The sequence below is a fragment of the Mesorhizobium sp. 2RAF21 genome (assembly GCF_052115345.1).
In the GTDB taxonomy this organism is placed as follows: Bacteria; Pseudomonadota; Alphaproteobacteria; order Rhizobiales; family Rhizobiaceae; genus Mesorhizobium; species Mesorhizobium terrae.
Window position 1 is genome coordinate 220,020 of sequence record NZ_JBFRGM010000002.1, and the last position, 13,580, is coordinate 233,599.

General features: G+C 61.8%; 10 protein-coding genes. 6 read left to right on the forward strand and 4 right to left on the reverse strand.

Annotated features, from left to right (window positions below):
• Positions 1-132 precede the first annotated feature (132 nt).
• The 5 genes from AB4136_RS03910 to AB4136_RS03930 all read left to right on the forward strand — a co-directional run bounded on the left by AB4136_RS03910 (position 133) and on the right by AB4136_RS03930 (position 8,028).
• Complete coding sequence (locus AB4136_RS03910; protein WP_024925022.1) at positions 133-909, forward strand: PP2C family protein-serine/threonine phosphatase; 777 nt, start codon at positions 133-135, stop codon at positions 907-909.
• A complete protein-coding gene (locus AB4136_RS03915; protein ID WP_024925023.1) occupies positions 899-3,250 on the forward strand; it encodes a serine/threonine-protein kinase in 2,352 nt (783 codons plus the stop codon). Before AB4136_RS03910 ends, AB4136_RS03915 begins: the two co-directional genes overlap by 11 nt.
• Before the next feature lie 12 nt (positions 3,251-3,262).
• Positions 3,263-3,760 carry a DUF1036 domain-containing protein gene (locus AB4136_RS03920; RefSeq protein ID WP_024925024.1) on the forward strand — a complete coding sequence of 166 codons (498 nt, stop codon included), beginning with the start codon at positions 3,263-3,265 and terminating at the stop codon, positions 3,758-3,760.
• On the forward strand, positions 3,757-6,180 hold the full coding sequence (locus tag AB4136_RS03925; RefSeq protein ID WP_137901091.1) for a M23 family metallopeptidase: 2,424 nt from the start codon (positions 3,757-3,759) through the stop codon (positions 6,178-6,180). Before AB4136_RS03920 ends, AB4136_RS03925 begins: the two co-directional genes overlap by 4 nt.
• 228 nt (positions 6,181-6,408) lie before the next feature.
• Positions 6,409-8,028: a caspase family protein gene (locus AB4136_RS03930; RefSeq protein ID WP_024925026.1), complete on the forward strand. Its 1,620-nt coding sequence runs from the start codon at positions 6,409-6,411 to the stop codon at positions 8,026-8,028.
• A gap of 89 nt (positions 8,029-8,117) precedes the next feature.
• Here the strand turns inward: AB4136_RS03930 and AB4136_RS03935 are convergent, their stop codons facing one another.
• A complete protein-coding gene (locus AB4136_RS03935; RefSeq protein WP_024925027.1) occupies positions 8,118-8,654 on the reverse strand; it encodes an OmpA family protein in 537 nt (178 codons plus the stop codon).
• Between the two features lie 175 nt (positions 8,655-8,829).
• Between AB4136_RS03935 and AB4136_RS03940 the strand changes: the two genes are divergently transcribed.
• Complete coding sequence (locus AB4136_RS03940) at positions 8,830-9,390, forward strand: DUF6931 family protein (protein ID WP_210271003.1); 561 nt, start codon at positions 8,830-8,832, stop codon at positions 9,388-9,390.
• 147 nt (positions 9,391-9,537) lie between these two features.
• Here AB4136_RS03940 and AB4136_RS03945 read toward each other — a convergent pair whose 3' ends face one another.
• The 3 genes from AB4136_RS03945 to AB4136_RS03955 form a co-directional block, all read right to left on the reverse strand.
• Positions 9,538-10,776: a caspase family protein gene (locus tag AB4136_RS03945; RefSeq protein WP_024925029.1), complete on the reverse strand. Its 1,239-nt coding sequence runs from the start codon at positions 10,774-10,776 to the stop codon at positions 9,538-9,540.
• Between the two features lie 7 nt (positions 10,777-10,783).
• Entirely contained in the window at positions 10,784-11,878 is a 1,095-nt protein-coding gene (locus AB4136_RS03950; protein WP_024925030.1) for an OmpA family protein, read from the reverse strand.
• A gap of 469 nt (positions 11,879-12,347) precedes the next feature.
• On the reverse strand, positions 12,348-13,556 hold the full coding sequence (locus AB4136_RS03955; protein WP_024925031.1) for an MFS transporter: 1,209 nt from the start codon (positions 13,554-13,556) through the stop codon (positions 12,348-12,350).
• Between the last annotated feature and the right edge of the window lie 24 nt (positions 13,557-13,580).

A 13,580-nucleotide genomic window follows, 5' to 3' on the forward strand; every position in this document is an offset into this window, starting at 1 on the left:
TGGTTCCCGACAGATCAGCGCCAACTTCGACCGTCATTTCGATACTCTAATGTACGTGCTTGTGGCAAAATGGTCTGGGTACGCAGCCCATCGTTCGTCACAGAGGACGCTCGCAAAGCGCTTGGTGGCAATTTGAGCACTGTCGCCCTTCCCGTCGAAAGCTTCGGCGTGAGCCACAAGGGCTGCGTGCGCGACCACAACGAGGACAATTACCTCGTCGAACCGCAGACCGGCCTATGGGTGGTAGCCGACGGGATGGGCGGGCATGAAGCCGGTGAACTCGCCTCCGCCAGCATCGTTGATCATCTGGCGACGATCGGTATCGCCAGCTCGGCGCCGGATCTTCGCGCCCGTTTCGAGGATCGGCTGAGCCGCGCCAACGCTGAAATCCGCGACATATCACGATCGCGCGGCATCACGATCGGTTCCACTTTCGCGGCCTTGCTTGCCATGGACGGCCGCTTTGCCTGTCTGTGGGCCGGAGACAGCCGCATCTACCTGGTTCGCAACAGCTTGATCAACCAGGTCTCGAAAGATCACTCGGAGGTCCAGGAACTCCTCGACCGCGGCGCGATCAGTGCGGAAGAAGCACTCACCTGGCCGCGCCGTAACGTGATCACGCACGCAGTCGGCGTCAGCGACCAGCTCAAGATCGATTTCCGGCAAGGTGAGTTGATGCCAGGCGACGTTTTTGTTCTGAACACCGACGGGCTGACCGCGCATGTCAGCGACGCCGAGATCGAGGCAGCGGTCAAGTCCGCCACGCCGCAGGCTGCGTGCCGGAATCTGCTGGAGACCGTTCTGGCGCGTGGCGGAACCGACAATGTCACCATTGTCCTCGTGAAGATGGGCGACGAGCGCGACGGGAGGTTCGATCCGGAGCAGAGGGCCTCGCAAAATGAGCGATGACGACAAGACACGGATATCGACGAACATCACCTATGCGGGTGTGGGCACGCAACTTAGCGCCATTTACGAGCTCGATGAGAGGATCGCATCCGGCGGCATGGGGGAGGTCTATCGCGGTCACAACATCCAGACCGGCGACCAAGTCGCGATCAAGATCGTGCTGCCAGAATTCGCGCGCGATCAGACCATCTTGTCCCTGTTTCGCAAGGAAGCGTCGATCCTCAATCACCTGTCGCATGACGCCGTCGTACGCTACCACGTCTTCACCATCGATCCGGGGATCGGCCGTCCCTACCTCGCGATGGAATTCGTGGACGGCCCTTCGCTGTTCGACATCTTCCGGCTCGGCGCCATGCCACCGCAAGATGTGCGCCGGCTCTGCCATCGCCTCGCTTCGGGACTGAGTGCCGTGCATCAGGCTGGCGCTATCCACCGCGACCTGTCGCCTGACAACATCATCCTGCCAGGTAGCCGGGTCGAGCGCGCCAAGATCATCGATTTTGGCATAGCGCGCTCGGCGACCGTCGGGGGAGAGACGCTGATCGGCGGAAAATTCGCCGGAAAATACAACTATGTTTCGCCGGAACAGCTCGGCCTCTATGGCGGCGAAGTCAGCGAGCAATCCGATATTTACAGCCTTGGACTGGTGCTGGCCGCAGCGCTTCGCGGAAAGCCGCTGGATATGAGCGGTTCGCAATATGAGGTTATCGAAAAGCGCCGTACGGTGCCGGACCTGTCGGACATTGACCCCGATTTCCGCGATCTCATCGAAGCGATGCTTCAGCCGGATCCACGCGACCGCCCGGCCAGCATGGCAGAAATCGCCAGGGCGACCCGCGACGACGACGCCGATGCGACATCGCCACCGGCATCGTTTGGCGCACGCGAGCGCTCCGGACTGCCGCACGCCGGCTGGACTGCACCTCCCGGCGCCCGACCGCCCTCGCTGCCACCCTTAGGCGAGCAGCGCTTCGTTCAGCATGTGCGGCCGGCGCATCTGTCGGAACCGGCGCCGGCAGCCGCTGCGGCCAGCCCCCCCACACCGACCACGCCACCAAAGCCCACGCGGATGCCGGTGATCGCAAGTGGCGCCATAACCTTGGCTGTTCTGGCCACTGCGGGTCTCTATGTCAGCGGCGTCCTGGCCCCCTCGCCTCCTGTGGAGAAGGCAGCGCCACTCACGCCGAAACCCGCTGTGGAAGCGCCGCCCGCTGTTCAACCTGAGAAGGTTGCCAACAACAACCAGACGCAAGGCCCACAGCCAGCCGAAGCCCAGCCTACGCAACCTTCGACCGAGAATTCGCCGACGACCGCACCCGTGCCGAAGACGGCCGAAAGCCAGAAGCCGGCGCTGCCGGCCAGCGAACCGCCCGCAGCCGACGCACCCCAACCGAACCGCGCGGAAACTGAAAGCAAGCCGTCGCCGGATACAAAGCCGATAGAAACCAAGCCCGGCGTACCGAACCCTGTCGACGTGCTGCCCAAGGCCAATGCCTCATCCTCTCCTTCTGCGAAAAGCCAGGAACCAGCGCAGTCGACACCCCCACCGAAAGAGCCAGAAGCGGCAGGCCCGACAGCCCAGCAACTGGAAACAGCGAACACGCCGACACAGTCACCGCCGCAGCCGCCAGCCGCCAAGCAGCCCGGAAATACCGATGTCGCAATCAATCTACCCAAGCCGGAAGTTCCATCGGCGAAGAAAGCCGACGAAACGGCGCAGCGCGCGTCGTGGGTGCGTGACTTCAGCGGCGGGGATTGTTTCTACGCGTCACTGACGTCGGCAACGGACAATGCGGCAGCCATCGAAGGTTTCGGAACGGCCGTGCGGCCATTCGAGCAGATGCTCGGCGATTTCCGGTCGAGGTTCCATATCGAGCCGGACATCGGCGTTCGGCTTATCTCTCAACCGCAATGCGAGGTGACCAGTTTCCTGCACTTCTTCGATCGCAGCAGCGCTGAACGGCCGCAACTGGTCCTCGACCGGACATCGGTGCCGGATGACACGCCGATCGGCGGCACGCTGGTTACGCGTGGTGGGCTTGTGTCGAATGTGATGCTGATCGACCACAAGGGCATTGCCTTCAATCTCGACGACCGCATGGTCGCGCAGACCGACAAGGCGGCGTTCAGCATCCCGATCGGTCTTGGCGCCGCCGACAAGGCAGCCGGCAAGGCCGTTCCGCAGATCATGCTGGTGATCACCGGACCCCGCGACATCCGGGCGGCGGTTTTTTCGAGACCGACACCAGCCTCCGAGCTTCTGCCCAAGATTCTCGAGGAGATCGGAGCCGACGGTTCGCAGTTTTCCGCCACCGCCAAGTATTTTCAACTTGGCGGATAAATATGGATGCCGATGGACCTCCGCTACTCGCGTTTGTTCCAGCCGTCATCGCCCAGGCGGTATGGCTGGTTTCGAATATGGCCTGAGTTCTCCGGCCGCATGACGGCCGCCGCTGTGGTCGGCGCAACGCTGCTCTCGATCCTGTCGATTGACCAGGCCCATGCAGAATTCACGGTGTGCAACCAGACGCTCGACGTCGTTAATCTCGCCGTCGGACAGAAGGTCGACAATGCCGACCAGACTGACGGCTGGTGGACCATCGGCGCCAACCAGTGCGTGAACGTCATCCGTGAGGAGTTGGCCAACCGCTACATCTATCTCTACGCAACGGATGTCTTCGGCCACGCGATCCTCAACGGATCGGTCGAAATGTGCATCGACCGACGCCGCTTCTTGATACGCGGTATTGAAAAGTGTTGGCAGCACGGCCACATCGCGGCGCGTTTCGTCGAGGTCGACACGCTAGAGCAGGTGCGCTGGACCTATTTCCTGACCGGAAATAGCCCGTGACGCACAGCATCGACACGAGCTTCAAACGCAAGAAGCAGGCGCGACTGACTGAGCGCCGGCGCAAACTTTGGCGCAGAGCCTTTGCCGGCCTCGCAACGCTCGCCATCGTTGCGGTCGCCACCGGCTTCTATCTTACCAGGGACTACTGGTCGTTCGGTGACGAGGACGAGGAACTGCATCCTGTCGAGGGCATGGAAGACGTACCACCCGATGCGTCGGTCTACGTGCCTGCGATCATCGGTCTCGCCGGGGACCCGATGTGGATCACGCTTGCGCCCGACGCCGACACCGAAACGAAAGGCCGCGCAATCGCGCGCCCGGCCGAGCTCGACAGTTCCGGCGCGTCGCCACAGATCGAGATCCTCTCCGACGTGATGCTGAGCGCCAGCGAAAAATTCATGACGACGATCCCGTCGACGCAGGAGGATTTCGCATTCTTCCAGGCACAGCGGCAGACCGCTCCAAAGCCTTCGGCAACGGCGCCGAACGCCCAGCAACCGGCTTCGTCGGCTGTGGTCGCGCCGCCCGCCGATCAACAGGGCGATCTGGAAAACGATCTCCAGCCTGCGCCTGACAATGGCGACGCGGCTTCCAGTTCGGTTCCCAAGGCCGACGCAGACGATCCTGAAGCCGGCTGGGGCGAAACGATCGACCAAGGCGAGGCAGCCCTGCCCGCGTTCAAGAAAACCGCGATCGAAAACACCACCACCGTCACGACAGTCACGAACGAATATCAACGCTTCGAGGCGACCAAAGACACTTTCGTAAAGATCTTCAATGATCGTAGCCTGGATAGCGTGGTGCTCGATGCTCATTTCTCCGCCGATGACGCAAAGGCATCAGGCGAGGCGTTGAAGACGTTGTTCAACCGCGACGGATTAGAGGCAGGGTTTGTCGTCGCGATGCGCGGGTTCCGTCCGGCCCGCGAGACGACGACCATGTCGCTCATGCAGATTTCGGTCTACGCCAAGAATATCTATGTCGGCACTTTGACGCGCAATACGGCGGGAGCCTTCGTTTCGGGCGTCGATCCGTGGGTCAGCGAGGATCTCTTCAACTATTCCGGAGCCTCCGATCAGGGTGGGCCCAAACGACAGTATCGTCTGCTCGACGCGATCTATTCGACGGCAGCACGCAACAAGGTCCCGACAAGCGTTATCGGCGAGGCGATCATGTATCTGTCGCGGGGACAGGACCTGGATGCCTTCGCAAGCGAAGACCAGCGTCTGGTGCTGATCTACTCGCAGGCGCCGCGCGGCCAGGACGAGACCTCCGGAAGGGTTCTCTATGTTGGCGTATCGGGTACCGAGAAGAGCCTCGACTGTTTCGTCTTCCAGCAGAGTGACGGCCAGTATGCATGCGTCACGGGCAACGATGAGGTTCGTTCGCTGACCGTGACGAACGGCATGGTCACGCCAGTCAGTGGGGTGATGACCTCGACCTTCGGTCCGCGCAAGCATCCGATCCTCGGCACGGTTCGAATCCACAAAGGTGTCGACTGGGCCGCTCCGATCGGCACACCGATCGTGGCCGCCTTCGACGGCGAGATCACCTTCCAGGGCGATGGCGGCAGCTACGGCAACCTGGTGAAGATAGCGCATGCCAACGGGCGCGAGACCCGCTATGCCCACATGCAGAAATTCGCCATCGCAAGCGGCAGCGGCACCAAGGTGAAGGCTGGCGACGTCATCGGGTATGTCGGGACCACAGGGCTTTCGACCGGCCCGCATCTCCATTTCGAGCTCTATCAGAACGGCGAGGCCATCGATTCCTTGGGGACAGTCACCACGGTTGCCACCGGCAATTCCGGTGGCTCATCCGATACGGCTGTCGAGACCCTGACCGAGCGGATCGTTCATGTCGAAAGCGGAGGCAGCGCTCGCGCCAAGAATCCAAACTCGTCTGCAACCGGCGCCGGCCAGTTCATCACTAAGACCTGGATCCGGATGATGAACGCCTATCGCCCCGATCTTGCCAGAACGCTATCGACCGCCGACCTGCTCGCGCTTCGTTATGACGCCACGCTCTCGCGTGAGATGGTGCGCAACCTGGCGCGCGAAGGCGAAGCGTATCTGCGCGGACGCGGCCACCAGATCACAGCTGGGCGCCTTTATCTGTGCCATTTTCTCGGCATGGAAGGCGCGCATCAGGTGCTGGCCGCACAGGGCTCGTCACAGCTGAGCGCAGTGCTGGGATCAGCCGTTATTCAGGCCAACCCGTTTCTCACAGGCAAGACCGCCGGCTACGTGATCGACTGGGCCGAGCGAAAGATGGGGCAGAAAGTGACGCGTGTAGCCGCCGATCAGACCCAGCCGACGGCGACAACGCAAATTCGGCAGACATCGCCGGAGTTCGAAAAATACAAGCAGGCAATAACGGCGCTGCTCGACTCGATCCAAAACCCGCTTAAGCCAGGCTAGTCAAAGCCGCCGACAACATCGGAACAGTCGCCAGGTTGATTGGTTTTCAGGCGGACGGGTGGTATATTAGAGCACATTTGCAGAGGCTTTTTGGCGCCCTGTGAACCTAAAATGTGACAGGGGTCACATACGCCCAGAGCCCTTTCTGGCAGAAGCGACTTTGTCGCTGACGAAATTGCGAATGCGTGGACATCGATAACGCGCCCCAACGGGGTGGAGGGCTGATCCATGAAAGCGTTCACCGTCCTCTTGACTGGATTCATTCTCGTGATCCTGGCCGCGTTCTGCGTCCAGGCTGCCACGCCCGGCAGCAAGCGCGTCGCGCTGGTCATCGGCAACAGCAAATATGTTAATGCCGTCGCCTTGCCCAATCCAGCGAACGATGCCCGCCTTATTGCGTCCACGCTGCGCAATGCCGGCTTCGAGGTTGTCGAAGGCATTGACCAGGACAATGCCGGCATGCACGCCCTGATCGGTAAGTTCACCGAAGAGTCCTACAACGCGGACCTTGCCGTCATTTTTTACGCCGGGCACGGCATGCAGGTCGACGGCAAGAATTATCTCATCCCGGTGGATGCCGAACTGTCATCTCCCGCCTATCTCAAGACCCGCACCGTGCAGATCGATGAGTTCATGGCGGCACTGCCGGCCGATCCCGCTGTCGGCATCATCATCCTCGATGCATGCCGCGACAATCCGCTGGCACGCACGCTGGCTGCGTCCTTGCCGAAGAGCCGCTCGTTGGGCGCCGGCCTTGCTCCGGTGGATGCAAAAGCCGACGGCATCGGCACCGGCGGCGTGCTGATCGCCTATGCGACGGACCCCGGCGCCATCGCTTTCGACGGCAACGGTGTGGACAGTCCCTATTCGCTGGCGCTCGCCAAGCACCTGACCGAACCCGGCGTCGAAATCCAGAGCGCGCTGACACGCGTCCGCGGCGAGGTAACGGAGGCCACGCAAGGCCGGCAGCGGCCATGGCATAATGCTTCGCTGGGGCGCGAGGTTTTCCTGGGCAAGCCTGTGGCGCAGGCAGCCGCGCCAGTCGCGGCCCCAGTAGCCGACGCAGCCAAGACGACGGACGCACCCGCGCCGGCGGTCGGCACGCCACCATCCTGGGAGGTCGAGCAGCGCCTCTGGGATGAAGCATCAAAGAAGAATGCTGTTCCCTTCTATGAGGCCTATCTCGAACAGTTCCCGACCGGCCGTTTCGCCACGGTGGCAAAGCTCAACATCGATCAATTGAACGACCTGAAGGCCGACAGCAAGCAGGTCGCGTCGCTCAATGCGAACGAAGCAAAAGCCAATTCGGGCTCGGCCGTGCGCACCACAGTCGGTATCACCGATGAGATGAAGCGGACGCCGGGCACCGAGCTGACTGAAAACGCCATCGGGCTCGACCGCAACGGACGCATCGATCTGCAATTGCGCATGGAAGCGTTGGGCAATGAGCTTGGCCAGGCCGACGGCAATCTTGGTCCGAGGACACGCCAGGCAATCGGTGTCTGGCAGGGTAAAAACGGGCTGCCGCAGACCAGTTATCTGACACGCGAGCAACTGGCGTTCCTGGCGATCCAGACCGACCCGATAATGGATACGATACGCGCCAAGAAGGCCGTCAATAAGGTCGGCAAGGCGCCGGCCAAGAAACAGGTCGTACAGAAAACCCGCACGCTCAAGCAGGTGGCGGAACAAAAGCCGCGCAAGAAGCAGCAAGTTGTCCAGCGGAGGCACAACAGCGGGACCGACGTCCGCGACGAGCCGCCGCCCCGGAGAGACGACGGCGATTTCCTGACCAAGGCGCTGATCTTCGGTACCGGTATTGCCGTGGGTGGCGCGCTCAAGAACTGATCAGAGACGATTGAAGAGGACCCGTGCCAGTTACGCAGGGTCCATTGGATTGTTGTCACTATGGATGGGGTCAGCGGAGCGCGGTCGCCTCACTCGGTCTTGATCCGCATTTCCACCCGGCGGTTGATCGGATCGTAGGGATTGGCAACGCGCGGGTGTGACTTGCCCAGGCCCACCGCTTCGAGCCGGGCGGGCTGAACGCCGTTCGCGGTCAGGAACGCCGCCACCGATTGCGCCCTTCGCTGCGAAAGGTCCTGATTGTAGAGATCAGAGCCTGTCGCATCGGTATGACCTTCGACGACAAAACTGAATCTGCTCAGCCGGTTGTCCTCCAGCGCCTTGGCGAATTCGTCGAGCTCGCTACGGGCAGTCTGGTCGAGTTGAGCCGAATCCAGGGCGAAATTGATCATCATATCGAGGCCGGTCTTTTGCGTTGGCGCCCCAGCCTTATCGGCCTTGCTCTTACACTCTTCCTCGGTCCCGACGCAGATTCCGCGCGACGCACCAAGGCTGCCCGGACCGGTGAAGAACTTCACGATGTCTTCCGATTTCTGAAGCGGATCGGCGGAAACGTGCGTTGAAAAAAGAATGGCCGCCAATACCGAGGCTAAGCTGCCCCACCGCATAATCATCACTCCTGTTTGAGCGGATTTCGCTGGTGCAGACTATATCAAATCGCACAGCAACTGTCTGTGAACAAAGCCACGCTGCCACCCACCGCCGCCTGCTAAAGCTGAGGCTTGACCTGCGCTCAGCCGCAGGCTTGAGTGCTATGCTGCTCCTGCTCGGGGTGTGACGGCCATGGCCAATGAACTCGGATACAGATCGGCAAGAGATCTTTTCCTCGCCTGTCCCGCCATCGCCAGGGACATGAAATCGCCTGCCGCCGATCGACCCCCGCTCGAGTTTTGCCGTACCTTGCTCGCTGGGCGCGTGCCGGAAGAGGCAGTCACGTTCTGTGCCTATCTCCTTCCCGACCAGGCCGCGGTCTGGTGGGGCCATGAATGCCTGAGCCATCTCGCCGAACTCCTTGCCGAGCGGGATCTGCGGTTGCTGGCCATTGTTCACGATTGGGTCCGCGAGCCGGACAATCCTCATCACCGAGCGGCCTTAAGCGACGTGACGGATGTTTCGCCAGCAACCCCGGCTGCCTGGATTGTGCTTGCGGCGGCATGGCGCGACCCCACCTTCAACATGGCGTCGACAGGATTTCCTGCCGCCCATGCCGTCAACGCGGGAATCCTGACGGGGCTGGCGAGCGTCTCGCTGGCGGACCGCTTTGCCGTGCTCTCGGCCTTCGTCGAAATGGGCATCCAGATCGTGGAAATGGAAGCGCAGCGGCTATCGGCCGCCGCCTATTAGAGCGCCGCGTGTCCAATTGGACGCGCAAAGGACGCTCTAACACTTTGTATCTGCTGCATCGTGTCTACCGAAAATCGATTCCGATTTTCTGGCCGATGCAGCAGGCTTTCCAATTTCAGGCCGAGTCCCGTCGGCCCAAATCCGATATCATTGGCAGCCGCCTTGTGCCCATCTGGCCAGCGCCACCTTGAAACGCGTGCCTAGCGGATGCTGCAGGCGCATGACGGAGACGTCGTTGGCGGCGAAATTCTTTGCCTGCTCGCAAAGACGGGCTTCGTTCCACTCATGGCAGCCGTCGCAGTGTTTTCCCTGCCACATGGACTTATCGAGGCCTTCGACCGGGCTGAAGAGCGGCTGACTCTTGATCAATTGGGCAATGCTCTTGCCGTCGATTGCCGGATCACCGAATTTGATCGGCCGATCGAAGAAGATCGGCCCTTCCGTTGCCAGTTTCGGGATTTTCTGACGCAGCACATCAAGCGCAAGCTGGTCGTCGGTCTGGCCGGTCGACGTGCCGGTATTGCGCGTCCCGGAGCCGGCTTCGTCTTGCGGCGGGCGCGCCTCCCCGACAATCAGCGGCGCGTTGAGGTCGACCTTGTGTAGCATGACTTCGGTGGTCAGCGAGACGTTGGTCCAGGGCCGCTGCTTGCCGTTGGTCGCCTTGAAGACGTCGCTGGTCACCCTGTTCACGGCTTCGGTGATGGAGATGTTGGTTTCGCCGATATGTTGCAGCAGTGCTTTGGTGAAGGGCGAGTGTTCGCCCGATCCATCATAGGCCAGTTGGTTCGGACTGGCGGCGAAGGCAACCAGCGTGCCGGCGCCGCCGTTTTCGATCGGTATCTCGGCAAGACCGCTGCTTACACCCTTGACGCCAGCGGTCTTTGCCAGAACTTCAGCAAGCGGATTGTCTCGACAGGCGTCCAGAAACACCAGCCTTATGCTGGTTTCGCGCGACATCTGGCGCAGAACGAAATCGATCGACACAGCCTCGAAATCGAGCGAGGTCTCGTCGTCGAGCGCGGCATCAACCGGAAGCAGGTAGTTCTTGCCCGATACCTGCAGACCATGGCCGGCGTAGAAGAAAAGCGCGACATCAGCGCCGCGAACCTGCTTGGCAAACTGGGCGACTGTGGCCTGCGTCTGCTGCTTTGTGAGGTCGAAGCCGGAAACCACTTCGAAGCCGAGGCCCCGCAGTCGCTCGGCCATGGCTTGGGCATCGCGCACCGGGTTGGGGAGCGCCGCAGCGTGTCGATACTGCGAATTGCCGAGCACCAGCGCGACGCGACGTTCGGCACTGGCAGCCGCAACGGTCAAAAGCAGGGCAAGCGCCACAAGTCCGGCGACACGAAGCATGCCACCGCAAAAGGCGATCCCAGCGGAACCCACGACGACCTCAGTTGCCGAGCTTGCTGGTGGAGAATTCGATCCGCCGGTTGAGCGCCTTGTTCTTGGGCGTATCATTGGCGGCAACAGGCCGCTCCTCTCCATAGCCGGCAGCGCTGATCTGGTTACGTGGCACGCCGTCGACAACCAACGCGTCTGCGACTGCCTGAGCCCGCCGCTCCGACAGCAGCTTGTTTGCTTCTGGCGATCCGTCGGAATCAGTGTACCCGGACACCTCGACCTTGAGGCTCGGACACTTGCCGACGACGCCTACGACCTCCGTCAGCAGGGGACGGCTCTTGGCATCAAGCCTGGCGCTCGCGGAGCGAAAATAGATGGCGCCGGTGCGCGACAGCACAGCAAACCTGTTGAGACATTCCTCGTCGCTGAAGTTGGCCTTCGCGGCATCGGTAGCAACGGGACCAACCGCGCCTGCCGCGACAGTCTGAACCGCGACCGGCTTGCTGCCTTCGGCGGCAAAGACGAAATCAAAGGATACCGACGCGGTGGGCACGATGTTCGTCACGTTGGCCGCCTGTTGCAGCTTGTCGATGTTCGGCAGCAGGCCAAAATCCTCGACATGGACCGCGACCGGCGCCTCGGAGGCGACGGAGACCTGGGTATCGCCGATCATGGTGACGACAACGCTCGCCTCCAAATCCTTGCCAAGGCCATGCAGGTTCAGGCGGAACGGCAAGGTGGTCTTCACCCTGCGCTTGGTTGCGAGATCGGCGAATGCGGCGGGGTTCACCTTCGCTGTCACCTCCGCCGTCGGGTAATTGAACGTCTCGAAGAACAGGAAGCGCATGCGGACGTTGCGAAGATCGACGCCCGTATCGACGGAATTAAGGTCGAAGCTGATCTTGGCGTCGCCGGCGGAACTCAGCGTGCCGGTGATGTTCCTGATCTTGTTGGTCTCGACGATCGTATTCTTCTTGACCGACTGATAGGTGAGCACCGAAGCGGATGGATCAAGCGTCCAGTTCGGCGCGGCGCTCGCCGTTTGCAATCCGCAGATCAGCAAGCCCGGCAGCGCGGCAACGATCAAGCTAAATGCTGCGGCCTTCGCTGGCGCTTTTCGCCAGAACGCAACGACTTCGAACATGGAACGCCCCCACCAGGACAACCCGATCTCGATACCGGCACGATGCGGGAGCATAGAGCACTTGCTCTTGCTTGGCGAGCGGTTCCAGCAGGCTGCGGAAACGATGGCAGCCGCGTACCGGAAGAACCGCGCGTCGCGGCCTTGTCATCGTCCGCCGCCGGCACCATCGCCTCCCAGTGGCTTTGTCCTGGCAGAGACCTGAACGGCTTGAATCGCGGCTATTCCCGTGGACGGAGCCAGCCTTGGTCAGTGCCAAGCAGACGATCGGCCATGTCACGTTCCCAACGATCCGACCATCTGCCACTCACATCCAACGGGCATCGGACCAGGTGACTTGCGCCCCGTCGCAACAAGGCGTCGATGACATGAAACCTTTGGCGCAGGCCTGTGCGCAATCGCTCGAGCTTCGTCGTCGTTGGACGGTTGCAAGGCGGCGCACCTTCTGCTCGGCCTTTAGCCCCTGATTGGTTCACCGCGAATCCGCCGTTTGGCGCGGTTCGTTGAATGATGCTTCCAGCGGCCGTGGCACACGCAGGCGCAGCAATGCCAGGCCCATCTCGGCGATCGCGAAGGCCAGCACGGCGCCGAGAAAACCGGCGGTACCGACAGTGACGATCAGCCAGCCGCCAAGAAGCGGAAACCCGAAGACACCCAGAAAATAGGCGATCGCAAACCAGGTCAGTGCGGCGTTGCGCTGTTCTGCGGGACCGTCATTGACGGCCTGTGTCTGGATGACCGCATAGACCAGGCCGTAGCCGAGGCCAAGCAATATGGCGCTCGCGATCTGGATCAGCACGCCATAGCGAAGAGCGAAGGCGACCACCACGCCAAGGATCATCACCGACAGGAGCACAATGGTGGCGCGATCGCCGTTGGCCCGGCTGACAAGCGGAGCAAGCACGAAACGGGACACCACCACTGTAATGGCATAAGCGGCGAAGAAGGTGCTCGCCTGCAGGCCCGTGCCGCGAACCAGAGATGTCTGGAACGTCAAGACGCCGCTGAACACGCAGGCGCCGAGACCCACCATCAGAATGGGGTAAATGGCTTTCGTACGGGCGATGTCCGGCAGCTTGCGCACCCAGCCGTCGCTGGACGGTCGCGGGGTCGTGGCAGCCGGCCTCGGCGACAGGTTTTCGAACATCCACAAGAGCAGCGCTGCCAGAACGCAGGCCGCCGCGACGACGCAGAAGGCCATCGCCGTGGAAAGGCCTAGGCTTCCCGTGAGCGCGCCTGCTGCAACTGGGCTGGCGCCGATGCCGGCCATCAGGAACGCGCCGAAGCGCGTAAACCAGAAACCGCGCTCGCGATCGGTCACACGTTCCGACAACGACATCGGCGCGGCGAGATAGAAGATTCCCCATCCGAGCCCGATGAGGAAGCCGGCCCCGCCAATCACGGGAGAAAGCGTGTGCAGCGAGGCGAGAGCAAGATAGCCGGCACACACCGACAGCGCCCCGAGCGCGGCCATCCGCGCCGCGCCGAAGCGGCCGGCGAACCAACCGACCAGTGGCACGCCAATTACCGTGCCAAGCATGGCACCGCCAAGCGTGATGCCGGTCTCGATCTCGCTGCCGCCGAGGGCGCGGAAATGCTCGGTCAGAAGGAAGGTGGCGCCGTAACCGGCTGCTGTCAGAAAGCTTCCGACAAACAGGCAATAGGCATGTGATGCGCGCATGATGTTTTGACTCTCGGTATAATT